Origin of the sequence: Aliiglaciecola lipolytica E3 (genome assembly GCF_000314975.1) — a bacterium.
Lineage (GTDB): Bacteria > Pseudomonadota > Gammaproteobacteria > Enterobacterales > Alteromonadaceae > Aliiglaciecola > Aliiglaciecola lipolytica.
This window is the reverse complement of the sequence record NZ_BAEN01000004.1, coordinates 21,663-45,407: the sequence shown is the minus strand read 5'-3', so window position 1 is coordinate 45,407 and position 23,745 is coordinate 21,663. Positions and strand designations below refer to the sequence as shown.

The 23,745-nt window shown below is 41.1% G+C and carries 23 protein-coding genes; 5 read left to right on the top strand and 18 right to left on the bottom strand.

Annotated features, from left to right (window positions below; translation table 11 throughout):
- Positions 1-34: 34 nt before the first annotated feature.
- From GLIP_RS21225 to GLIP_RS00470, 11 genes are all read right to left on the bottom strand, one after another.
- Positions 35-2,356: a serine/threonine-protein kinase gene (locus tag GLIP_RS21225; RefSeq protein WP_008842580.1), complete on the bottom strand. Its 2,322-nt coding sequence runs from the start codon at positions 2,354-2,356 to the stop codon at positions 35-37.
- 66 nt (positions 2,357-2,422) lie between these two features.
- Positions 2,423-5,038 (bottom strand): M4 family metallopeptidase, encoded by a 2,616-nt coding sequence (locus tag GLIP_RS21220; RefSeq protein WP_008842579.1) that lies wholly within the window; start codon positions 5,036-5,038, stop codon positions 2,423-2,425.
- Between the two features lie 12 nt (positions 5,039-5,050).
- Entirely contained in the window at positions 5,051-6,973 is a 1,923-nt protein-coding gene (locus tag GLIP_RS00510; protein ID WP_008842578.1) for a PP2C family protein-serine/threonine phosphatase, read from the bottom strand.
- Positions 6,974-6,996: 23 nt separating this feature from the next.
- On the bottom strand, positions 6,997-7,884 hold the full coding sequence (locus GLIP_RS00505; RefSeq protein WP_008842577.1) for a serine/threonine protein kinase: 888 nt from the start codon (positions 7,882-7,884) through the stop codon (positions 6,997-6,999).
- 15 nt (positions 7,885-7,899) lie between these two features.
- Entirely contained in the window at positions 7,900-8,721 is an 822-nt protein-coding gene (locus GLIP_RS00500) for a vWA domain-containing protein (RefSeq protein WP_040521512.1), read from the bottom strand.
- 51 nt (positions 8,722-8,772) lie between these two features.
- A complete protein-coding gene (locus GLIP_RS21215; protein ID WP_008842575.1) occupies positions 8,773-10,311 on the bottom strand; it encodes an FHA domain-containing protein in 1,539 nt (512 codons plus the stop codon).
- Between the two features lie 19 nt (positions 10,312-10,330).
- The gene (locus GLIP_RS00490) at positions 10,331-11,107 is read right to left on the bottom strand and encodes a PP2C family protein-serine/threonine phosphatase (RefSeq protein ID WP_083880038.1); all 777 of its coding nucleotides are present in this window, start codon (positions 11,105-11,107) and stop codon (positions 10,331-10,333) included.
- The gene (locus tag GLIP_RS21210) at positions 11,107-11,880 is read right to left on the bottom strand and encodes an FHA domain-containing protein (protein WP_008842573.1); all 774 of its coding nucleotides are present in this window, start codon (positions 11,878-11,880) and stop codon (positions 11,107-11,109) included. Before GLIP_RS21210 ends, GLIP_RS00490 begins: the two co-directional genes overlap by 1 nt.
- 18 nt (positions 11,881-11,898) lie before the next feature.
- Positions 11,899-12,708 (bottom strand): MotA/TolQ/ExbB proton channel family protein, encoded by an 810-nt coding sequence (locus GLIP_RS00480; RefSeq protein ID WP_008842572.1) that lies wholly within the window; start codon positions 12,706-12,708, stop codon positions 11,899-11,901.
- Positions 12,705-13,004, bottom strand: a complete 300-nt coding sequence (locus GLIP_RS22470; protein ID WP_040521511.1) for an FHA domain-containing protein — start codon at positions 13,002-13,004, stop codon at positions 12,705-12,707. The genes GLIP_RS00480 and GLIP_RS22470 overlap by 4 nt, the downstream gene beginning before the upstream one ends.
- Positions 13,005-13,270: 266 nt before the next feature.
- A complete protein-coding gene (locus tag GLIP_RS00470) occupies positions 13,271-14,653 on the bottom strand; it encodes an MFS transporter (protein WP_040521509.1) in 1,383 nt (460 codons plus the stop codon).
- 270 nt (positions 14,654-14,923) lie between these two features.
- Between GLIP_RS00470 and GLIP_RS00465 the strand changes: the two genes are divergently transcribed.
- From GLIP_RS00465 to GLIP_RS22465, 4 genes are all read left to right on the top strand, one after another.
- Positions 14,924-15,613, top strand: a complete 690-nt coding sequence (locus GLIP_RS00465; protein WP_008842569.1) for a VIT1/CCC1 transporter family protein — start codon at positions 14,924-14,926, stop codon at positions 15,611-15,613.
- Positions 15,614-15,742: 129 nt separating this feature from the next.
- Positions 15,743-16,114 carry a BlaI/MecI/CopY family transcriptional regulator gene (locus GLIP_RS00460; RefSeq protein ID WP_008842568.1) on the top strand — a complete coding sequence of 124 codons (372 nt, stop codon included), beginning with the start codon at positions 15,743-15,745 and terminating at the stop codon, positions 16,112-16,114.
- Complete coding sequence (locus GLIP_RS00455) at positions 16,107-17,396, top strand: M56 family metallopeptidase (RefSeq protein WP_008842567.1); 1,290 nt, start codon at positions 16,107-16,109, stop codon at positions 17,394-17,396. Before GLIP_RS00460 ends, GLIP_RS00455 begins: the two co-directional genes overlap by 8 nt.
- A 64-nt stretch (positions 17,397-17,460) precedes the next feature.
- On the top strand, positions 17,461-17,889 hold the full coding sequence (locus GLIP_RS22465; protein WP_153886227.1) for a DUF1294 domain-containing protein: 429 nt from the start codon (positions 17,461-17,463) through the stop codon (positions 17,887-17,889).
- 25 nt (positions 17,890-17,914) lie between these two features.
- On the opposite strand, the gene GLIP_RS00445 is transcribed toward GLIP_RS22465, so the two are convergent.
- Positions 17,915-18,427, bottom strand: coding sequence for a hypothetical protein (locus tag GLIP_RS00445; RefSeq protein WP_008842565.1), 513 nt, complete (start codon positions 18,425-18,427; stop codon positions 17,915-17,917).
- 165 nt (positions 18,428-18,592) lie between these two features.
- Between GLIP_RS00445 and GLIP_RS00440 the strand changes: the two genes are divergently transcribed.
- Positions 18,593-19,123, top strand: coding sequence for a DUF3750 domain-containing protein (locus GLIP_RS00440; protein ID WP_008842564.1), 531 nt, complete (start codon positions 18,593-18,595; stop codon positions 19,121-19,123).
- On the opposite strand, the gene GLIP_RS00435 is transcribed toward GLIP_RS00440, so the two are convergent.
- The 6 genes from GLIP_RS00435 to GLIP_RS00410 are packed head-to-tail and all read right to left on the bottom strand — an operon-like array spanning position 19,120 to position 23,731.
- Positions 19,120-19,668 (bottom strand): DUF6942 family protein, encoded by a 549-nt coding sequence (locus GLIP_RS00435; RefSeq protein WP_008842563.1) that lies wholly within the window; start codon positions 19,666-19,668, stop codon positions 19,120-19,122. The genes GLIP_RS00440 and GLIP_RS00435 overlap by 4 nt on opposite strands.
- Before the next feature lie 38 nt (positions 19,669-19,706).
- Positions 19,707-20,873: a DUF6607 family protein gene (locus GLIP_RS00430; RefSeq protein ID WP_008842562.1), complete on the bottom strand. Its 1,167-nt coding sequence runs from the start codon at positions 20,871-20,873 to the stop codon at positions 19,707-19,709.
- 25 nt (positions 20,874-20,898) lie between these two features.
- Positions 20,899-22,245 carry a tetratricopeptide repeat protein gene (locus tag GLIP_RS00425; RefSeq protein ID WP_008842561.1) on the bottom strand — a complete coding sequence of 449 codons (1,347 nt, stop codon included), beginning with the start codon at positions 22,243-22,245 and terminating at the stop codon, positions 20,899-20,901.
- Positions 22,242-22,895: an energy transducer TonB gene (locus GLIP_RS00420; RefSeq protein ID WP_008842560.1), complete on the bottom strand. Its 654-nt coding sequence runs from the start codon at positions 22,893-22,895 to the stop codon at positions 22,242-22,244. Before GLIP_RS00420 ends, GLIP_RS00425 begins: the two co-directional genes overlap by 4 nt.
- A 1-nt stretch (position 22,896) precedes the next feature.
- Complete coding sequence (locus GLIP_RS00415) at positions 22,897-23,301, bottom strand: ExbD/TolR family protein (RefSeq protein WP_008842559.1); 405 nt, start codon at positions 23,299-23,301, stop codon at positions 22,897-22,899.
- Positions 23,291-23,731 carry a MotA/TolQ/ExbB proton channel family protein gene (locus GLIP_RS00410; protein ID WP_008842558.1) on the bottom strand — a complete coding sequence of 147 codons (441 nt, stop codon included), beginning with the start codon at positions 23,729-23,731 and terminating at the stop codon, positions 23,291-23,293. The genes GLIP_RS00415 and GLIP_RS00410 overlap by 11 nt, the downstream gene beginning before the upstream one ends.
- Positions 23,732-23,745 lie beyond the last annotated feature (14 nt).

Sequence of the window (23,745 nt, the reverse complement as noted above, 5' to 3'; positions counted from 1 at the left end):
TTAATTTATAAAATTCAATAGTTTACGTATATTTTTACCAAGTGAGATTTCTTCTTTCCAGTGCTTTTTGTGCACTTTCAACACCTTGTTTAGCGGCTAATCGATACCACTTAATCGCTTCCGATTCGGATTTGGTTACACCGTGTCCGTTTTCGTACATGACTCCAAGGTTTAGTTGCCCGTATTTTTCACCTTGTTCAGCAGCAATTCGGTAATATTTCACAGCTTCGGTATATGACTTAGTCACCCCATTGCCTCGATGGTATTGAAAGCCTAGATTTACGTACGCCCCATAATGTTTAAGATCGATAGATTTCCTAAACAGTTTATTGGCTTCCGCGTGTGATTGCGGGACACCTTCACCATCTCGATACAAAGAACCTAAATTATTAGCGGCTATGGCGTCCCCAAGGTCAGATGCTTTTCGATACCACTTAGCCGCTTCTGAATATGATTGTTTCACCCCATCCCCGCGGCTATGTAATAGCCCTAAATTATTCATCGCACCAGAATTGCCTTGCGCTGCTGCTTTTTGATACCAATAAACCGCCTGCGCATAGGATTGTTTTAAGCCTTCTTTTCCATAGGCGTAATTATACCCTCGAGTAAACTGCTCATTATCATCAGTTGGATTTTGCCCTTTATTAGCTAACTCATTTAATGCGTTGGCTGCCGCCTGACGATAACTACCGCTGGGGTTTTCTGATAGATATTTGTCATAATCCATCGCTGTATTGCCTTTCTTGGCGGCTGCCCAAGCGGCATCATCGGCTCTCTTATTGGTTTGTTGTTGTTGCGCTTGTTGCTGCAATCTTTTCAATTCGTCAATCGCATTTTGCGCTAACTGACGATATTGTCCATTCGGTTGGGCGCTTAAATATGCCTGATAAGCCACTTCAGTGTTTATGCTCTTCGCTCTAGTCCAAGCATTGTAATCAGCACGTTTGTTTGCCTCTTCCCGTTGCTTTTGTCGCTCAATAACTTCGGCTACCAGCCTTTTGTTGTCTTGTTCTTTTTGATAATTAACAATCCGCACAAAACCAACACAAATACTGATAAAAACAAAAACAATAAAAAGCTTTTGTCCTAAAGTTCGCTTCTTTTTACCTTGGCTAGCCTCATTATCTTGATTTTCTTCAACGTTTCTTTTGGGTACATGCAAATACGGCGATTCTGGCTTTTTATTGTTTTCTACTTTATCTTTGCCTGAGCTAGATTCGACGACATTATGCGGATCTTCTGCGGTGACTGCATCTCCAATTTGCCAGTTGTTTTCAGTCGCTTTAGAGATCACATAATTTTGCGCAGCTGTTGCATCGATATTCTCGCTCTGAGCTTTCGTCAAAATCAACTTCATTTCACTATCTGAAATAACACTATCGCTGCCGGCCATATTAATGAGATCGTCAAGCAACGCTAATGATTGTTGAGCGGTATCGGGAACAACCTTCGCCGCCGTCTCGCCGTTTAATAACCTCAATCTTACTTCAGACATGGATTGAGGTCGTAGTTCAGGCTTAAACTTTAAACAATCATCAATCAAACTAAGAAAATCATCGGAATATTGCCCTTTCGCTAATGAAGCTGCGGGAGCTAGTGGATCATTTTTGCCGGTTGCCATTGCTAAAACTCGGCTTTCCGATTTCGCCCCGACGATGCCAGTGACAATACGATACATTAGCGCGCCAAACGCATGAATATCGATAGTGGGTTTTGCTTCTCCACCTCCCTCGATTTGTTCCATCGGCGCATAAAATTCGGTATAGGGAGCTTGTGATTGTGATGCCACTGCAAAATTTTGTTTCGCTGCACCGAAATCGATAAGCACAGGTGAGCCATCACTTCGTCTTATGAAAACATTGCCGGGTTTTATATCTCGATGTAAAACACCTTCATCATGGATGTAGGCCAACCCATCTGCTAAGGGTACTAAAAAGTGCATTAGTTGCGCTTGGGTGTATTGTTGACCTTGAGCCTCCAAGCTTTTAATCAGCTCATCTAAAGCTAAACCATCTTCAAAATCCATCACTAAATACGCTGTGCCATTAGCCGTGAATAGATCCCGACAACGCACCACATTTTGATGACGCAGTTTTACTAGCGTGCGTCCTTCTTCCATAAATCGGTGCAAACAATCACCGTATAAATCTTGTTTAGAAGTACCATGGGGCGTCACGGTTTGACCATGGCGACTCGCAAGTTCTACAGGTAAAAATTCTTTTATAACCACGTCTTCATTAAGGTGAGCATGGGTTGCTTTATATACCACACCAAAACCGCCCTGCCCCAGCACCGATTCAATGATGTAATGATTTAGCTCAGTGCCTTGCGGTAAAGCTAATATATTTTCATCCATAAACTGTCACCGTTAACTCTCAAACCCTAGTAATGTTAATTTATTCTCAATGCCTAACAATATGACTCAAAGCGTGACCTTGCTTTGAGGCTTGTCCATACTCACTTCAACTTTCAAATCTGCCAAATATAAAATCAAGCCATCTTCAAGCAACAACTGTGTACCTTTGTCGATCTGTACTAATCTTTCCGCTTTTTTCACAAATGAACCGTAAGACGAACCTGTGTCTTGATAGTGCCATTGACCATTTTTAAAATGGAAACTGCCATGGCGCCCCGATATTGAGTCATGGGAAATAACCACATCACAAGTTGTATTACGACCGATAGTTACGTCCTTCGTGCTTGCTTCTTTGCTTCCTATTTGGAAACTTCCCTTTGTTGAAATTAAAGAGAGTGTTGGCTCAGTTTCCTGTGCAATATCGTTGTGTTGACTAACGGGCTTCTTGCTCTTGGTTATGTGGCAAACCAAATCGGACAAGACGATTTTTTCGCCTATATTCAATCGAGTCGCTTGATGCTTTTTGATTTTTTCGCCATCAACAAAGGTGCCATAACTCGAACCGAGATCTTCAACATATAAGTGCTTGTCATGTAAAAACAGACGTAAGTGATAGCTCGACACTGACGGATGTGCAAGCGTGATATTTGCAGAACTGGAGCGCCCTATGGTAATCCCTTTATCTGTTAAGTCTTTATTGGATAGCGCGTAAAATTGTTCATCCGTTGCAAAATATCCAAAATTGCCTTCTGCTACTAACTTAGGTTTCAGCGCTTTTTCTGGCTGATTATTTTCAGAAGATGGCGACGGTGTCACGTTATATGGTGCATAAGCTGGATTTTCGGGTTTACCTGGACGCGCCCTTTTGACTACAAAAATTAAGATAACCAAAAACAACAGTAATACACCAACAGCGACAAGCAAAATATCTTTATCCACATCTGACGTGGTCTCTGTTTTTGGATCTAGTTTTGGTTCAGGGACCGGATCTGCTTTAGGATCCAGTTTAGGATCAGGTACGGGATCTGGTACGGGATCAGGAATGGGGTCTGGATCTGGGATTGGGTCTACTTTAGGGTCAGGCTCAGGATCGGGAACCGGATCTGGTTTCGGTGGTGGGACATTTTTAGTCCATTGCCCTTTTACGCCAATGGCATCAAAAGCCATATGCACCGCAGTGCGTTCGACCGCATATTTACCAAATATTATTTCAGCAGATCGCGCAAAAGCGTACCGCGCATCTTCAAAATCAGAAGTTTGCGTTAAGATTTTGGTGGCGCCGTATTGCCAAATCTGTAAGGCTTTTTTCATCCCTATTTTAGGTACTTTTTTACCACCCAAGCGTCGATGCGAACCGCCTTCTGCCAACAGATAAAAGCCATGATTAATAATCGAAGAATTAATATGAACTCCACCATAGTCTTCACTTCCGGTATATCGATCACTATAGTGGTCTGGCATATTTTGAACACGAGTAGGATAACTAAAATCACGAATAACTTGATTACCCAGTTTTAGTTTCCAATCAGAAGGAGCTGGCGCATTAACACGTTTATTCTTCCAGCTAACAAAACCTACCCCAAAAGCATCGCCTATTGCTTCATTTAATGCACCTGATTGTTGCTGATAAATAAGTCCGGCTCCGTAAGCAACAATTCCGTGAGTTAATTCATGCATTATGACTTCTGGATTTTGCAATAATGGGGCATGAATATGCATTAGTCCTAACGTATCACTTAACTCTGTCCAAAATGCATTGGTAGTATTGTTGCCTGCACAACTTAAACTTTCCTCAAAGAATTTATTTCCAACAAACGCAAGTACCGTGACGTTATTATTTCTGTCGATGCCAGTATGGTTAAATTGACTTCTGAGGTACGCATTTGCATCGTCTAACATAGATGCCAGTTTACGTTCTTTAGTTGTGCTAGAAGTACTTTGAGATTCGGCTGGCGGATAAGTTTGAATGTATCCACTGTCAGCCATGATAAGTAAATCAACTGCCGAGGTTGGAAGGCTATAACCAACCTTTTGACACATTTCATCCACATCAATCAAACCATAATCGAAATCAAGTCGATTGGGGATAGCACTAAGCAACTGGCCAGAACTGGATATCACCAACGTATAGAAATAGTCCAAGTCATTTTTTGTCAGTTTTCCTTTTACTACCGCGGCTGGAATTAGCTCTTTCGCGGCTTTCCAGTAAACGGGTTGAATCTGAAGTGGGTCCTGATATTTCACGTCTAAATTCGCTAACCCTTGTTTCACAGCTAGTTCTAATTCAGCTTTATTTACTGGGTCTTTAGCGGGTAGTTCGGTAGACGAAAGATGAGCACTAATTGGTTGACCTTGTGAAAAAATCAGTACTGATTGATGAGCAAATACGTCAATATCATTCACTTGCTGCTGAATTCGATAAATACTGTAGCCGTTATTTTCAATGGTCGTTTGCAACATTTTAATGTTTGACGCATCAGACATACCTAATTGCGCTTTATTCGCACTTATCCAGGTTTGCAAGGCTGATTCGGATTTTATTGGTGCGTTAACCGGCTCGAAAGAGGTCTCGACACGCGGTGCTTGAAGCCCGTTACCAGAGTTATTTCCAGTACCTTCATATTCTGCAGCTGCAATGCTAGCAAAAGAAAATAAAATCGATAAAAAAGCAAACCGTATCACAACTCAATAACCTCAGTTACTTACATGTCTAGGCACTAAGCGCAGCGAATCACAACTGCTATCCAGTAAAAATAAATCAAAAGCTTGTCCGGTTTCTTTCACCACAATATCTGTCAGCCAAAAATAACCTGCGCTAGCAGAGTCGATATAAAGCGTTGGTGTTGACTTGCCTTTTTGCACAGTGTTGTTCTGTTTTGTTTGAGCCGTTTGGTATTGAGCGAAACAACTAGCGAAATCATGCGTAGGGGAAGCGGGAACAGAAGGTAAATTGCTAACCTTACCAGATATAATTTCAAGCCCAGAAGGTGTTTTTTGATAGCGTAAAATAGCGCCGTATACTGGCGTATTATTCACGGTTAATTGTACCGTTACGATTTCAGCATACTGATCTTTCATTTCGTCAGTTTTAGTTAATTTACTGCCTTTCGCTATGCTGCCGTCTTGGGTTAAACGTTCTTCGAGTTTAGCAACCGGATCTTCACCAGCAGCTATATCGAGTGCTAAGTCAGGAGCCGAATCCAAATTTGCATTAAGATCTGGAATGGCCTGCGGATTACCCTGTTCGTCGGAAGCCACGATTTCAGCAACCTCACTATTAGCGGCGAAATTTTGCGTGGCAGCTTGCTCGTCATTGTTTAATTGGTCAGCTTGATCTTTCACTTCCGACTCAACTTTTTGTTTCACTTCCTTTGCAGCTCGACTAGATGCTTTTTTACTCTCTTCTACTTTATCGTCCATTTCATCAGAAGCCTCGTTTAGCGGTGTGTCTTCCTCTGGATTTTGTAGTATAGAGTCGTCCGATATATCATTTTCAGGGGCGTTTTCCAGTTCATCTGCAAGTTGCGTGCTCTCATCTACAACAACATTCGGCTCAGCAGTTAGCTCCTTGAGATTATTTTCGCCTTGCGATTGCTGTTGTTCTGGAGAAGCATCTGTTGTTTCAAACTCATCAGCATTCAATATCTGTGATTCAGGACCACAACAGGGCTGGGTGTAGTGTCTATAGGTAAAATACAACAAGACTAACAGTGCAATCGCAACGATTGCCAAAAGTACGACTTTTAGACTCACTCCAGAGGTTTGTGAAGCTTGCGTATGAGGTGCAGTTTCAGCCGCAGCCTGAGCATGAGAAACGTCTGCAACATGCGCAGTTGGCTGAGTCTTCGCCGCGTTTGCTGATGACTGTTCTGACGCCATAACCGCTTTACTTTTATCCAATTCACACAACACCACGGTGGTATTGTCCTGCCCTGGTTTTATTTGCAAAGTATCATCAAGGCGATTAGCAAATATGTATTCACGATTATCGTTTTTAATTAACTCTAAAATTTCATCATTGTTAAAAATTTCCCAAAAGCCGTCAGAGCATAAAACGAAAAATTCGCCGTCAGCCAATTGCCAGTGATTAATTTCACATTGTACAGCTTCACTACCATCGAGACAGTTGAGCAATTGAGTTTGGCTTGGATGCGTGGCTAATTCATCTTCGCGAATTTCGCCCATCAAAAACTTAGCATATGCTAAAGAGTGATCTTTGGTTTGATTAACTTTGCCATTTTCATCAAATTGGTAAATTCGCGAGTCTCCAGCATGAGCCGTGACCAATTCGCCATTTAATTGCAACAATGCGGTCAACGTCGCTGCGGTGGACGTACCTTGCTCACATGTCTTTCGAATCGCTAAATTGCACTGAGTTGCAAATGCATTTAACAGCGCTTCGCCGTTGGCAAAATTGCTACGGGTCTGCCAGAATTCTTCGCTTTTACTGGCAATGATTTCCGCAGCCAACTCTCCTTGTTTAGTACCACCTACGCCATCAGCTACAACAATAAACACATCGTCATTTTGTTCACTCAGGTGACAGGCAAATCGATCCTGATTGTAATCTCTTCCGGCTTGTTCAGACTTTTCAAAGATTATACGGTTGTTAGACATTTCTAATTCCTTTTCAAGCGTGCTTATAAGGGCAACGCTGCTTTAAATTCGCTAATATTCTGATATCTATGTTCTGGCTGTAGCTGTGTCGCATAAAACAACGCGTTGGCAATGGTATTACCACTATAGTGTGATACCTGTTCTAACAGCATTAAAATGGGATCGCTCCCATCAGGGCTTGATTGTTTATAACGGTCAAACGCTTTTATTGGACGATGCCCCGTTAGCAATTCAATTATCATGACACCCAATGCATGGATGTCGGTCCAAGGACCAATAGGAAACACGTTATACTCTTGCTCCAAAGCCGCATAAGATTGCGTGTTTTGGGCTTGTTGGCTGACATATCCACCAGCAACTTTCACAGCCCCGAAGTCTATTAAAATAGGATGAATAACTGGCCCTGCACGTAAAAATACATTGCTCGCTTTAACATCTCTGTGTACCAAATTTTGTTGATGTAAATAATCGAGCCCACTCAACACACCGGGTAATACAGCGCTTATTTGCTGCCACGAAAACGGCTGATTGTGTATCTCCACTTGCTGAACATAACTTTCCCACAAAGTATTACCAATTTCTTGATGCATGACCATATAAGCGGTGCCCGAATCGTAAAAGCAATCGTATACGTAGACAATATTGTCATGTTCCAGCGTCAGTAGCGTTTCGCATTCATGCTTAAATTGCTGTAATGCGGTTTCATAAATGTCGGCTAAATCCGTCATAAAGGGTTTTACAACGCCATCAACACGATGGGCAATTTGGTTGGGTAAATACTCTTTAATTACAACCCGATAACCTAACGAGGCATGTTGTGCAAGATAAACTACACCAAACCCTCCACTTCCCAACACCTCTTCGATGACGTATCTATGAATGCGGTTGCCGGGTTGAAGTTCTCGTTGCACGTTGCTGTACTCTCACTATTTAGGCATGAGCGCAATTAACAACGCTGCGGTTAATGAACCATCGGATTTATCCAAGTAGGTACCAGCGCCCGTGGTGGCAAGTTCCTGATAAAACGCTTTTTCGTCTTTTTCGTCGCCCGAATAGCGCACTGATACACTATATGACTGATTAGTAAAACTTTGCACTTTACGCATCAATGGCCGTGATTCCCCTGAATGCGGCTCATCGTCAGTGATAATAAAAATGACTCTGCGTTTTGCTTTAGAACGCCATTTTGTGCGTAGTGCAGTTTCAAATCCGTCGTAAACCGATTCACCGTTATCACCAGGATTAAAGCCTTTACCTAAACCTAGATTCATCTTTACTTGATTGAGATACGACTTTAGAACACTAATGTCTTTGGTTAATGTAAGTGGGAAATGTGTCACTGGACGATCAAAGTTTTTATCACCAAATGTCACAATTTTCATTGCCGCTGAATCAGAAAGCATTTCAATAATACGTGCAATATTTCCAATTTCTGCGCGTAAACCATTTATCTCTTCATCCATGCTACCTGTGATATCTAGAACAATGACCAAATCAAGGGTTTGCATTTTTTGAAAACCAGAAGGTTCAGGTTTAGGTACTGGAATGGGATCAGGTTTGGGTGGACTAGGAGGCGGACAAACTTTCACCTCGGGACACTGCTGCGGAGCAGGCGCAGGTATTTGTGATACATTGCCAAAAAAAGGCAGTGAAATGACGGCGAGTAGAATAAACGCCCCCATTCCTGAAGCAAACAAATCTAAAGCAGACATGCTAAAGATATTGATTTCCCTACTTTTGAGCTTCATGTACCTTATTCCCTGTTGATTGCATCGTTAACAGTTATTATCCATTAGGTCCTATAGCACATTAACAGTAAACGTAATGGTGCTTAAGCGCAGTGTCATACCATTACTTAATTCCATGGGCTGACCTGGATTTAACTGAACTTCATTTAACCAACTACCGTTTTGACTACCCATATCCTCAACATACACTTTATCTTCATGCAATCTGAGCATTAAATGCTTTCTGGATATTTCACTTTCACCAAGCACATAATCAACTTGTGCGCTCTCACGACCAATGATCTGACCTTCGCTTTGCGCGAGGGCCTTACCATTTATTTTGATTCTGATGGTATCGCCTTTGGGAGTGACTCCATCTAACAAAATATCGTTAAATGATTTTTCCATTGCTGCGATTTTGCCGGCCAAATTATCCTTTTCTTGTGCAAGGCCAGTGGCTTCTTTCACTTTGTTTTGCAGTTCATTGGTTTGCGCCAGCATCGCTTCTTTGCGTTTGCGCATTAGGATGACGAACAGTAACAACATCACCAATAACAACACGCCGCCGCCAAGCATTATGTAGGTTTTTTGCTGTTCAGATTCGGCCTGCTTTTGTGCTTCTTGTTCTGCCGCTTGCTCAGCTTTTGATTTTGCTTCCTCAAGAGCTAAACGTTCTTCTTCAGCCTTTTTGATCGCTTCATCCGTTTTCTTTTGTTTTTCTTCGTTTTCTTTAGCAATTCTGGCTGCTTCGTCTTTCGCTTCTTGCAGCACACGTTCTGCTTCGAGTTTTGCTTCTTCGGCTTGCTTTTGCGCTTCTTCCAGTTTTTTCTTAGCTTCTAAATTTGCTTCTTCTTTTGCTTTCTCTGCAAGTTCTGCTTGTTTGGCCGCCTCCTCTGCTTTTTTTGCTGCTTCTTCGGCTTGTTTAGCCGCAAGATCAGCTTTAGCCTTGGCTTGTTCTACATCAGATAAACACACTTCATCAGCTTCTTTGAATACCACATTATTTTGTTTAAGAAATGATTTCAGGGTTTCAGTAGACAAAGCATAGGCAATACTTTCAGGTGCTTTCATACCTGCAAACATGGCCGTTTCAAACACACTTAGGCCAACAAGTTGCGTACAATTATTGAGTAATGGAGCGCCCCATTGGCCTTCACCATACAAAGCAGTGTGAACATAAATATTGCCCTGTGAAAGATTTTTAACAGGCTCTAAGCGTTGTACAATTGACGGAATCTGTTCGCTGCCAGTTGCCAAAATTAGTTGTTCACCTACCTGCTGAGCTTCTTTGGCAAGTACACTCGGCTCACCACTCACATTACTTGCAGATAAAATAGCCAAACGTTTGCTTTCATCTTCGGCAATGACTGTCGCGAGTATTTTGGCAGCTGGATTCACTGAATTGTCGACGATAAAAACCGATTTCGCACCACTTATCAACTCTGCATCAGTAACAAACTGATTGTCATTTACTTTGCTTGCTAACGCTTTCAATATTTTACCATTGCTGCGTTCTATTTGTATTTCATAGGCGTATTCCGCTGAAACGGAAAAAATCGATGTACTAATGGCTATTAGCATTAACGCGACTAATCTAGATGACAAAAACATGCCGATTTCCTTACTCATTTTATTCTGTTAATTCTTCTGAATCCGATTCTTGTGCTACTTTTAACACCATGACAGTGGCATTATCTTGGTAGTCTTTATCGAGACTATCCACATAACCGACAATGTGCTCTGCCAACACCTGCGGGTCTGATTGGTAAAAACGGTGACACATAGTGGCTATGTCTTGCTCTGGAATACTTTCAATTCCATCACTGGCTAGCAGCACGATATCGCCGCTTTGAAGCGCTATACTGTTAATATCAACCATGTCAACATCGTACCCCATCACTGCTGAGGTCAACTGATTACGCTGGGGGTGAACAGCAACATCTTGTTCAGTCATCACGCCCTCTTCCACTAATTGCATTAATTCAGACTTTTTCGAGTGGTCTTTATTTATGCGTTGCAACGCATTACCACGGCACAACCACAATGGACTATCGCCGACACTGAGAAAATCCAGATACTCACCAGTGAATGCCGCAGCGATCAAGGTGCCGCCCATGCCATTACATTCTGGGTTTTGCGTAATATAGTTTGCTAAATGTTGATTGGTTGCATCTAAACTTTGTTGTAGTCGCACATCCATTTGCTCTTCTTCGCTATCGCAAAAAGCATCATTGAAAGCACGTAATATTTCCTGGCTTGCGACTTCACCATGGACAGCCCCGCCCATTCCATCAGATAGAACCGTCAGTGCAAACCCATTTGGCCACACTAGTTTGGTCACGCCATCTTGCTGGTAGTCACGCTTTCCAACCGTTTGAGCCCATCCCGCAGAGATTTGCAGCATCATTATTCCCAATTAAAGTTCTGGTCACAAAAAGCGACAAATCTAAGCGTTGTAGCACCCACTTTTAATTGATCTCCAGATTGTAAAACTGTTTGTCCAGCTACGATCTGACCATTGACACGATTCAAGCTTGAGCCATTACCTGGTGCTACAATAAACTCACGATTTTCATCATCATAAATTACAAGTAACTGTTGTTTAGAGGTAATGGAGGTATCACCAAAGTTCAGCGTAATGCGCTCTGTAGGGGAGCGAGAAATCGCACTTTGTCCTGGCCCTATAACCACACTTTTGCCCTTTCCAGGTCCATCTACTACAACTAACCAGCCGCAAACAAACGATTCCGCACTGGCATTTGAAGCGCTGGCACCGGTACTGGATGATGCTCCTGCACCGCCAAAATTAATCGATGTTTTAGGTTCTTCAACTACTGGCTTAGGTGTAGCTTGGTGATTAGATGGTGGAGGGGTATTTTCTGGGGTGCTAGCGGCGTCACTTGCACCTGGCATATTTGCAGGGCGTGTAGGTGGTTCAGGTGATACAGCAACTCCACCTGGTCGCATCGATGAACCGGATGATTTCATATGATTAAATAAATCAACATTCGGTGGCTGAGTCGCCCCCTCTTTGGGTTTGTTTGCTTGGCTACCACCAAACATACCTTGAGGTGGTTTTGTTCCCTCATCTGGTGTGGATTGTGTTGGTCTATCATCGCTTTTCACAAAACTTGATTCGATTTCAACGGGTTTCCCGTCTGGACCACGTCTGAAACTCATTGGGATATCTCCTTGTATTTAATCTGCCGCTATTAAGCGGTTTACTAATCTGTCTAAACAATATTGGCCTACTTGATTTAGGGCTTTTTCTTCTCGCCCTTGGGCCAAATGCATACAAAATACTAATGCGGCTGACATTATCAGCGCGAGTAATGTGGTGTTAAATGCAACACCGAGCTTTATCGTGATTACCGCAACCCATCCCTTGATGGCATCTGCATCAGACAACGGCGGCATATCACCAGCACTTGAAAGTGCCATTGCTATACCAATAACTGTACCAATGAATCCTAATGTGGGAATTAACCACACCAAATAACGTACCATGGTGTACTTTAAATCGACTTCGTGCTGCATCAACTCAAGAGAGGAATTCATCAGGTTATTAGCTTGTTCTGTATTACGAGAAAGTTGAAATTGCAAAATGACACGTTTGATCAAACGTTGAAGATAAAAATGGCTTCCGACCTTGTCCGCTTTAATGGCTTGATATATTGGACCTAAATCTTTTGGTCGATAAAGCGCGTCTTCATCATCACTAATCAAACCGCGGTTAATTTGATTAATTTCTTGAGTTGCCCGCTGCCAACGAACCCAAATTTCACCGGCACAAATAAAGAAAAAGACCCACATTACATTTTGAATTGTAAAAGGATAAAAAGGTCCACTACGGTCAAATAAAATATCTGCCATACGCATTTCTGTACTAGTGTCGGGCTGCTTATCAGTAAGGACAAACCCCACTATAATGATGACTAGTGCTATAAAGGACGTTGTTAACAATACAACCAGACGATAATAAGACTCTTCTTTCTCCAAACTGGTCATATACCTCGGCTCCTGCTCTTAATTTGATATGCAATCATGATTTCCATTATACGAAGTTTCGTTTGGCCAACAATTATGTAGTCATTAGCACTTAACGTAACAACATCAAATTGCAGCCATTGACTTCCCTCCCAATAATACGATCCGTATGACGAATCACAATCTTTGACTTTAATAAAGTCCAGATTATTGATACTCAGTTGCAAGTGGTTGCGAGAAACGCTCGGATCATTTATATGAACATCATTGGTTTGCGTGCAACGACCCACACTGATTACAGTGTCACTAGTAAACATACGAAAAATTGTGCATTTTTATAGAATGAATATTGGGTTCCAAATTTAATACTAGCGTCTGTTCAAAAGTCGAACAAGCATTAATTTTAGGAAAATTAAAATTTCAGATTGAGCTCAAAAGTAAATTATTTTCCTTACAAGACAAGGATATAAAGAATTTATTAGGGATACGCTAGCTTTCGGAAAATTTTTACACGGGCTAAATTAGGGTGATTATTAGCATCTAGCTTAGTAAATTAAATTTAAAAATTTTCCATTTAAGAATATTACGAGACTGGTTGACCTGTTTTTCCACGAATTGCCGACAAAATCGTTGCTAAAATGACACTCATTAGGGAAATGTGAAAAGCAAAAGATAAGGTTTTCATCAATGCAGGTGTTTGTTCCGCGACAATTTTATTATCTCCCAGGTAGTAGTGTACTAACAAATTAACGATACTCATGCCAAACAAATTGCCTATCATTCTGGCTAAATTTAATGACGCTGATGCGACACCTAACTCGCGCTCCTGTACTGAGCCCATAATGGCGTTATTATTGGGGGAAGAAAACAGACCAAAACCGATCCCAATGAGTAACAACGAAACACCAATATATGTTGCATCAGTATTGTTTGTCATTTGACTTAACACTAAAAATCCACACGCCACAATTCCACATCCGATGGTGGCTAAGAAACGCGGCTGAATTTTATCTGATAAGCGACCAGACAAAGGTGCTAAAAAGACCATAGAAAAGGCTTGAATGAGTAGTATTTGTCCTGCTTGAGCAGGACTATATCCCTGCACAACCTGTAAATATAAACTTAATAAGAAGGCCAATGGAAAATTACTGCCATACATCAAAAATGATGTACCCAATGACATTGAAAAAACCCTACTTTCACGGAACATCTGCACTCGTATAAGAGGCGATTTATGGCGACTTTGATGAATAACAAACAACACCATGGTTGCCACCGACAGGAGCAGTAAACATACGCCATAAAGTGAAGGAAGATGACTAAACCCGAACACCAATGATGTGCTTGAAATGGCAAAAATACAGCTCCCTCGCCAGTCAAATGAAGCTACTTCGTCATTTTTCCACTCTCCTTTCAACCCAAACTTAATTAAAATCAACAACACCGTAATAAGTGGGACAGGAAATAAAAAAACCGCTCGCCAACTCCAGGTTTCTGTTAGATACCCACCGATGACCGGTGCTAGAGTTAAACCTATGTACACGCATGCAGCTGCCAGCCCTAAAGCTGCTCCACGTTTTTGAGAAGGCGTAACTGACGTTAAAATTGCTACTCCTGTACCAAAGATCATGGCGGATGCTGCGCCTTGCACAAATCGCCAAAGCAACACCCACTCTACATCTTGTCCGAAACCACAAAGCAGCGAAGAAAAAGCATAGAGGCTCAACCCAGTTGCATAAATACGTTTTCGCCCATAATTGTCAGCAAGTTTACCGAACGGCAACATGAAGATTACGCTACTTAGCAAGAAAATGGTGGGTAACCAACTCACCATTTTTGCATTGGCATGCAAGTCTGCCGCTAAATTTGGAATGGCAACATTAACTGCAGCCATGCCCAACGGCCCTATAAATGAACCTAAGCAAACAACAATAAGTGCAACAGTAGTAACTGGAATTTTGTGCAAAAATATAGACCTTGGAAGTGGATAAACTAAAAAGACGTCAGACTAACTACAACTCTAAAACAACAAGGGAAGCTAATGAAGAGGATTATAACATTACTTGGCCAGTCATTCGTCGCCAAATAAACGTCGAAGGATATTTTTCACTTATTTATGGCTGCTTAAAAACCTCACAAAAAACACAGCGTTAAGTTTATTATCCACTTGTATGCTGCCTATGAGTCTTTACAATTAACCTATCTTTACTAGCAGAAAATCAGAAGCAAGGACGTTATGGATTATAACCATGAGCACAAAGCAGATCGGATTGGCTGGATACGAGCTGTCGTTCTAGGCGCGAATGACGGTATAGTCTCTACTGCAAGTTTAATTGTCGGTATTGCTGCGTCTCAGGTTGCTGCTGAACATTTGTTTATCGTGGGATTAGCTGCATTAGTGGCTGGCGCAATGTCTATGGCAGCCGGTGAATATGTTTCGGTGAGTTCACAAACAGATATAGAAGATGCTGAAATAGCTTTAGAGCAAAAACATATTGATAGAAATTGGGCAGCCGAAGAACAAGAACTAGCAAACATATATAAAGATCGTGGTTTAACGTCTGATTTAGCCACGCAAGTTGCCAAACAGTTAATGGCTAAAGATGCGATCGGTAGTCATACCAGAGATGAACTAGGTATTACTGAACAATCCCAAGGAAACCCATTTCAAGCAGCACTTTTTTCTGCTTTATCTTTTTCTGCTGGCGCATTATTACCCTTGCTGACCGTGTTATTCACGAAAGGCCCCCTACTAATTCCTTCTATTGTGATTACTTCTCTATTGTCATTAGTACTTCTTGGTAGCGTATCGGCTAAAATCGGTGGTGCATCAATGCTTAAAGGGGCCATACGAGTATTGATTTTGGGATCCTTAGCCATGGCGGTATCGATCGGTGTAGGACACATTTTCCAAGTGCCTGCCTAAACTAAGCACTCACTAGACCTTCCTAACCTAATAAAATTTTTTAATCTAAAAAACTTGACTATTAAGATTACAAGCGTAATCTTAATAGTCAATCGATTACATTTGTAATCGAACTGTTTTGGGTGAAAAATGGAAATCAGTAAATCAGAACTTAAAGTGCTCAATGCCTTGTGGCAAAGTTACCCGTGTAGCGCCAGTGAAATTGTCGATAGACTCGATAATCAATTGGAGTGGCATGAAAAAACGGTAAAAACCTTGTTGGGTAGGTTAGTTAAAAAGCAGGCTATCTCGTTTCAAAAAGATGGGCGCCGTTATCTTTACTCTCCACTAATCGAACAGAAAGATTTTCAACAGACAGAAAGTAAACACTTTTTAGATCGTATATTCGGCGGCCGAGTTTCCCCACTAATCGCCAGTTTCGCCAATCAAGAAAAGCTAAAACAAGAAGATATCGACCAGCTTAAAAAAATAATTTCTGACTGGGAGAAAGACAATGATTAGCTGGTTAATAGAACAGACTATTTTCTTGAGTCTCCTTGTATTTTGGCTATTAATCACTAAACCCTTTGTGACTCGGTTTATTGGGGCCTCTGCCCAATACCTACAATGGACATTGCTGCCCTTATCCATTTTAGTTAGCTTGATTGCTATTCATTCCCCAGTTCAAAACACATTGTCTCACTATAAAGTCGGACAATTCATTTTGTCCGCTAAACAGGTAAGTATAACTGCTACACAAAATTGGCTTAGCATGCACAACGTGCTGGTATTCATTTGGCTAAGTGTCGTAATTGGATTATTAATCACATTAATTATGCAACATAGAACTTATATCAAATCGTTACAACTAACCGCCATAGACCAAGGAACTAGGCAAATTCTCATATCAAATCAATCGCAAATGAAAGGCCAACGAGATTGCATTGATTTTTTTCAGATATATGTTTCAGATAAGGTAAACAGCCCCTTTGTCTTTGGGCTATTCAATACTAAATTAGTGCTACCTCTTCAATTTTTAGAAGATTTTAACCAAGCGCAACGTGACATGATAATGGCGCACGAACTCACCCACCTTAGGCGTGGAGATTTGTTCTGGAATAGTGCGGCGCAGTTAATCGTATTGTTATTTTGGTTCAATCCTATTATGTGGTTTGCCTATGGGCAATTTCGGCAATCACAAGAATTGGCATGTGACCAGAGTGTGCTTGCTTCTCGCCCCAAATCTATGCGACTTGCTTATGCCAAAGCGTTGCTTTTGTGCAATATAGCGGGCCCAAAGATCCCCCTCACCTTTATCAATTACGGAGCAAAAAACGCTATGCAAGAACGAATGTTACGTCTTAAAACCCATAAAAAATCAAAAGTATGGGCATCTATTTTGTCAATGTTACTATTGGTACCGCTAACCCTAAGCATTAATTTAGTTAATGCCGGAGACAAAACAGGTAAACAAGCAGAAGCCACATCCAGCTACCCCACCTATCGAGTTGAGCCGATATATCCTGCATTGGCAGCAGAGCAAGCCATCGAGGGTTCTGTCATTCTCAGTTTTGATATCAATCTTGATGGCACAGTGTCGGATGTGAAAGTTGTCGACTCAAATCCTAAAGTCGTTTTCGATGATGCATCGGTTATTGCCGTCAAACAATGGCTTTATCAACAGCCATCTAAAAAGTTAGATGACATTTTGGTACAATTGGACTTTGTTCTAGAAAGCGAAAATAATAAAAGATCTGGAGCGAAGCACGACACCACTGTAAAAGTGAATGACAACTTAATGTAAAAAGCATTCATTTGTTTACAGAAAAAATCTCACTGTTTTGGCAGTGGGATTTTCTGTGTAAATAATGTGTAGATCTTTTAATTTAACCAAAGTGGCAACAACTTACATGCCTTTAAAATCACGAAGTACCCCCTCTAAAAACAAGCATACCAGCCCATTTTCAGTGTATCTCGCGCTGACATTTTTAATTGTAGTTTTAGGATGCAATGCTATTGGTAGGATTCCGACAGAGATTGTTTACTTCTATTTATTGATGAGTTTCGTCAGCTTTATCATCTACGCATTTGATAAATCAAAATCCAAAAAAGGAGGCCGGCGAATACCAGAAAAAACCCTTCATTTACTCGCCATAGCAGGGGGTTGGCCAGGCGCTATTTTTGCTCAACAATCATTGCGTCATAAGACACAAAAGAAAGAATTCAGATTTGTTTTTTGGATAACCGTGATAGTAAACATAATCGGGTTTACTTGGTTTTTCTTTGTGCGCAGCTAATGAAGATAACTAAATCTTTTAAGCTTTAGTCACTCTTTTCGTCTATCGAAGCTCGAAATAAATCGAATTCAGCGAGTTCGCCCTGAGTGTTTCCTCCTTGGCTATACATAAGAATATGAATCGCATTGTGACTATATACCCCCTGATAATGGTGAACGAGTAGATTAGTTTCTCCACTTCCCACAATTGATTGTGTTTTAGTCTTAAATTCAACACGATTCCCTTTCACCGTACCCTCTACAATTCCCCTTGGACGCTGTAAAAATGAAGCTGTGCCTGCTAAAGATTCAGCATCTCCATAAAAGTGAAATTTTTCGGTCACACTTTCCTCATTCCAAGAATATTTTACGTTAGCCTGCCATTGACCATTTATTTCTATTCTGTCAGTTGATTGAAATAGACTTAGTAAATTTTTGCTGGCATCCGTTACCGAAGATAGCACTATCAATAGTGTGCCTAACGCAGTAAGTACCAACACAATAGGGTGGCGTTTGATGTTTGAAATTAGCAATTCTAATGGAGCTTTATTTTCACTCATTTCACGATTCTATTTACTTTGTTTAACTGCAAAATAAAAATTAAAAGCTGAGTTAACTCATTTTTAAGTTGAATATGGCTGAAATGCATCGATAAATAGAATTATAGTTAATCCTGGTAGATCTATGTTTTTAATTGGGCATTTTTGTTTTTTAAAAGGTAGTGAATGAAGAAGTACATTTTGGCGCTGCTTATTTTAGTTGTAGTCAGTGCATGTTCAAATAACTCTTGGCGCACAGCTAGCAGAGAATCAGCAGGTATTGCTCCGCGTCCAGACATAGATAAAAGCGCTGTCATTGAAGTGTATGCAGCTGACGCATATAGCTGGCGAGGCTGGTTTGCTGTGCATACTTGGATCGCGTTAAAAACCGAAAATGCCGCAGAATATACTGTGTACGAGGTTGTCGGTTGGCGCGTAAGAAGCGGCCTTCCTGCCCTTAGAGAATATAAAACGCCCACCCCAGATAGATTTTGGTATGGTGCTGAGCCGCAAAAAGTGCTGTCAATTCAAGGGGACAAGGCCGCACGACTGATTCCACAAATTACCAGTGCCATTAGCCGCTACCCATGGGCAAATGAATATACGATTTTCCCAGGTCCAAACAGCAACACTTTTCCTGCTTGGATTGGTCTGCAAGTACCTGAACTGGAATTAAAAATGCCATTTAATGCGATTGGCAGTGGATATGCAGATTAACGATTTTCTGTTAACAGAGCTGAAAAATGGGTTTTAATCAACTCAACTAAAAATAGGATTTTTTGGTTCGAAAGCTGTCGATAATCGAAGTATGGACATACGATAATTCGATTAAATGTATCTATGGCAAACTCCTGATTGAGCCAAACGAGCGTATTGGGTAACTGTAGCGACTTGGCGTAGGTTCGGCCCATTATAATGTGCAGCCCTTTAGCTATTGCGAATTCAGGTTCGCAAAATATAAGCGCTGTATCACTGCCCTTTTGCAATAATTTATCGTCACGATAAGCTTGCCAACTTGAGTGTGTTTTAGTTTTGGCTAATAACTCCCCTTGAAGGGCATAATAGAGTTTGGCGTATACATTAAACACTTTACGCCATCCATTGCCACAGGCCTGCCCTATGGCATAGATTTCTCTCTTATCTAGCGAGCGCCAGCCCTTTTGTTGTTCAAAACAGAAATTGGGACGATTTTGAATATAAACATTGAATTTAGCTTCGCTGTCGCCCAAGCCAATTATTTCTGAAAACTGCTTGTTTCCCATACGACCAATTAAAAAGTAAACAAATTAATGAATGTAGACTACTCAACTTTAATAAAAGGCGACAACATTTTTTTAATTTCCGTTTTACTTACGTTTGAATTGTATGCCTGTCCATCAACGAGACTTTGTGCTTTGGCGAAAAATGGCATAAACATAAAATTACCATCTACTTTTTTATTAATAACAATACTATTACTTGCACTGATTGTTTCGCGCCACACATCTCGTACATCGGTCCAAAATTGTGCGGATTTCTGCCAATAATCGTCGCCTGTACTAAAGTCATGATCAATTATGCGTTCATAACGAGCCAAGCCTAACTCTTTTGCCAAATACGGCACTTTTGCAGCAACTTTGCCATTTGAATCTAATACTAACTTAAGGTTTTCTTCTTCTTGTACCCAACCATTAGGTAAAATAGTGTGTCTGTTGGTCCCTTCTAATACTTGATAATCATCCCGCACGCTCCCTTCACGACGTGGCAATGGCCGCCATGTTTTCGCACTTAACCAACTGGAAAAACTATCATTATGCTGCCAGATACCAAAAGATTCATAGCGCGGAGAATCATCCACCTGATAAACAGCTTGCGACCATGTCCCTTTGACTTCGTCTGCATTAAGGTTTTTATGCTGCCATCGATGATTTCCAGCGTACACAAAAAGATCACGTTTTTGGAATTGCCAATCCTGACGCCAATGTTTCATTACCATAGGGTCAGAAACAGAACCGTCATCTTGCATGAAATACATTACCATTACATGTTGTAAGCTAATGTAATCGCCACTATCTTCTGCGACGTACACAAACTCTGTCCCCCAAGATTGATATGGGCGACTAGGTGTATAGTCGGTAGTAAATCCCACGGTTTCTAAGAAATCAAAACTGACTCGATAGGCCCCTGACATCGCCAAAATAGCGCGCCGATCTTTTTCAAAATTACTGATACCCTCTTGTTGCAACGATAACCATCCAGGATGCGTTTCAGGATCAAGCGTAACGGCTACTCCTTTACTCGAGCCACCTCTTGGAGTGAAATCGCAACTTTCCATAAACGACCAACTATAAGTGAACTGTTTGCGCGAGTCGCACTGCGTTTTTTCAAGCTCGCCATTGGTATCTGCATTAGCTTGGAAAACGCTTAGGCCAAGCATAATTAATAACAAAAGTTTGCTAGCATTAAATAAGGAACGATTATTTTGCATATAATTTCTCTATTGAATAGTTGTTCTAGATAGTTTGTTGACTATTCACTAAATTACTTAAAATTCGTATGTTCTTAAGTAAATCGTGACGATGGGGATATTCTGAATGGGTGCGCTGCAATAAACTCAACGCAGCCTCGTAGTCATGTTGATCAACATAAAGCTGTGCTCTTCCCAGCTTAGCCGGCAATGCTAGTTCAGGTAGTTTTTCTGCTCGCTGATAATAAAGATCCGCTTCGGCAAACGCGGCATTGAAAGCCATCAACTTAGCTAGTGCTAATAACGCGTTTCCATTGGAAGGATCAAGCTTAATAGCCTGTTTCCAAGTCTTTTTCGCCTCCGATAAAACTTGATTTTGTCGTGCAATTTGGCCACGGAAATACAGGAGCTGGCTTTGTTGCGTTTGGTTAAGAGTTAATCCCAGTACTGATGTTCCGTCAAGCAATGCTTCGACATAGTGCCATTCGTCGTTTGAAACTAACCAGCTAAGAAGTTTTTCAATTTCGATAAATTCCAATTGCTGTTCTTGCAACATGAGTAAACTCAGATCTAATGCTCTTTGATAATTCTTTAATTGGATATTGAGTTGCATTGCCATGTTACGTGCTTGTTTACTCTCCCCTCCTAACCTTATCGCCACTTCCACGCTACTCAGGGCCATATTTTTATCACCGGCCTGCAACGCTAAACTCGCTCGCTGTAGCCAAAATTGATGATTTTCAGGCTGTTTGTGCAACATACCGGTTAATAAATTTCGTGCCGCGTTATGTTGGGCACTTTGCACTAATGCAAACAACAACCCTTGACGAATATCCATGTTTTCGGGCGCTAACATTAATGCATGTTGATAGGCCGCTATAGCACTCTGCGAATCGTTATTTTGCATATTTAAGTAGCCTAGTTGTGCAAAATGTGTCGCACCAGAAGCCCCTAAACTAATCGCTTGACTTAATGCTAACTGGGCTTCTTTAGACTTATGCAAGAATTGATATACACTCGCTAGCGCCAAATGAGCTCGAATGAAATCAGGCATATCTTCTAATGCCAATTTTAACAACTTCTCCGCTTCCTTGAACTCTTCTTGTTGCATTCTTAATTGCGCTTCTAACAACAATAATGCTGGGCTTTTGGTTTCCTTATATTCGGCTAGTAACTTTAAAGCTGGCTGATAATTTTCGTTCTCTAAATAGGGTTTAAGAGTCTGTGCTAACGGATATTCTTGTGCACTTATTTTAGCTTCTCGTTGCAAAAAAGGTTTATTGAACGTAGGTAAAATCACAGGTACTTGGCCTGTATTAATCAGTTCTTCCCCAAAAGCGTTATTCAAAATAATGCAATTAGATAGTAATAAGCAGTAACGAATTAACTTCATGAATCAGCAAACTCCAATGGCCAATTGAAGCTTGCTTGAACCGCAACACCATCTTTTTTAGGGATACTAAATCGCGCTTGGCTAATTAGTTTTTTTATCGCTGTATTAAGCTCAGGGTATTGGTTTCGAATAATATTTTTAAGTAACACACCACCATGTTCGTCAATCAATACCGCCAGCTCTACTTCTGCGCTTCTTACTCCTTTACGTTTTAGGCTTTCAGGGAATCGAACTTTAAGATCGGTGAGTAACCTTGGTGTTTCATCCAAGTCAGACAATCCAAAGGCTTGCCAATCGAAATTAAGTATATCTACTAAGCTGTTTTGACTGTTCTGAACCTTTATCTCAGGCAATTCAGTGACAGCCATATCCTGCAATGCCTCAGTAATTTGAAATTCCATATTGACTCCACCACCATCCACATTTAGCTGTATATCTGGTGCGCTATCAACCTGCGATTTTTGTTGTTGGCTTTTAGGCTTAGGCGGTGGAGGTAACACCGCTAAATTTACCTTTCTTACGGTTAAGGTCGCTTGTTGAGAAGCGTCTTGGCTTAGAATACTCAGTGCGAGGCTAACTAACCCTGCGATTAACAAAGACGCCACTAAAGGAGCTATAAAAAATCGCTTAAATATACTTGTAAAAATCATATTAGGATCCCTGAGTTGCTATATTTACCTGCCTTGCTCCGGCCAATTTAGCCTGATCAATCACCTTCACCAATAGTTCGGTTGGCACGCTTTTATCAGCTTGAATGACCACCGATTTATTTTGCTCACCTAGTAATTGCGATACAGTCGAGAGTACGCCTGCAACACCAATATTAGCGTTGTCATATACCACGTCACCTGAGTCACTAATGGCAATTAAAATAACATTCTGCTGAAGTTGTTCACTGGAAACCGCTTGCGGTTTATCTACTTCAATCCCTGTTTCCCGCACAAAGACCGTAGTGACAATAAAGAAAATCAAAAGAATGAACACCACATCTAACAGCGGCGACAAGTCAATATTTTGTTGCGGCTGAGCAAGTTGTTGCTCTAACTTACTGCGCACCTTGTAACTCCGTAAATTGTGGTTCCAATTGCTGAGAGTGTTGTGCCTGAATGCGCAATTGCATATTTTGCTGTTTTCGTTGCAAAGCGGATAACATTACCCAACCAGGAATGACCATGAGTAATCCAACTTCGGTTGTTAACATAGCGTCGGCGATAGAACTACTTAGCAATTGCTGTACGTCTATACCGCCAGCAGCCATTTGCCCAAATGTTTGTAATAGTCCGATAATCGTGCCCAATAACCCAAGTAAAGGCAGTGCGCTAAGCATTGCTGGTAATGTCTGTAACCAGCCCGTTGTTTTCATTTGACTTTCTTCACTGCTGTTGCGGCTGAAAATTAAATGCAATAACACGCTATAACTGACCAAAGCTAAGCCTAAGATCATCCAAATAATTGGGTTAGCTAAAACTTGTTGAGTGGGATTCATAATTGTTTCCTGTT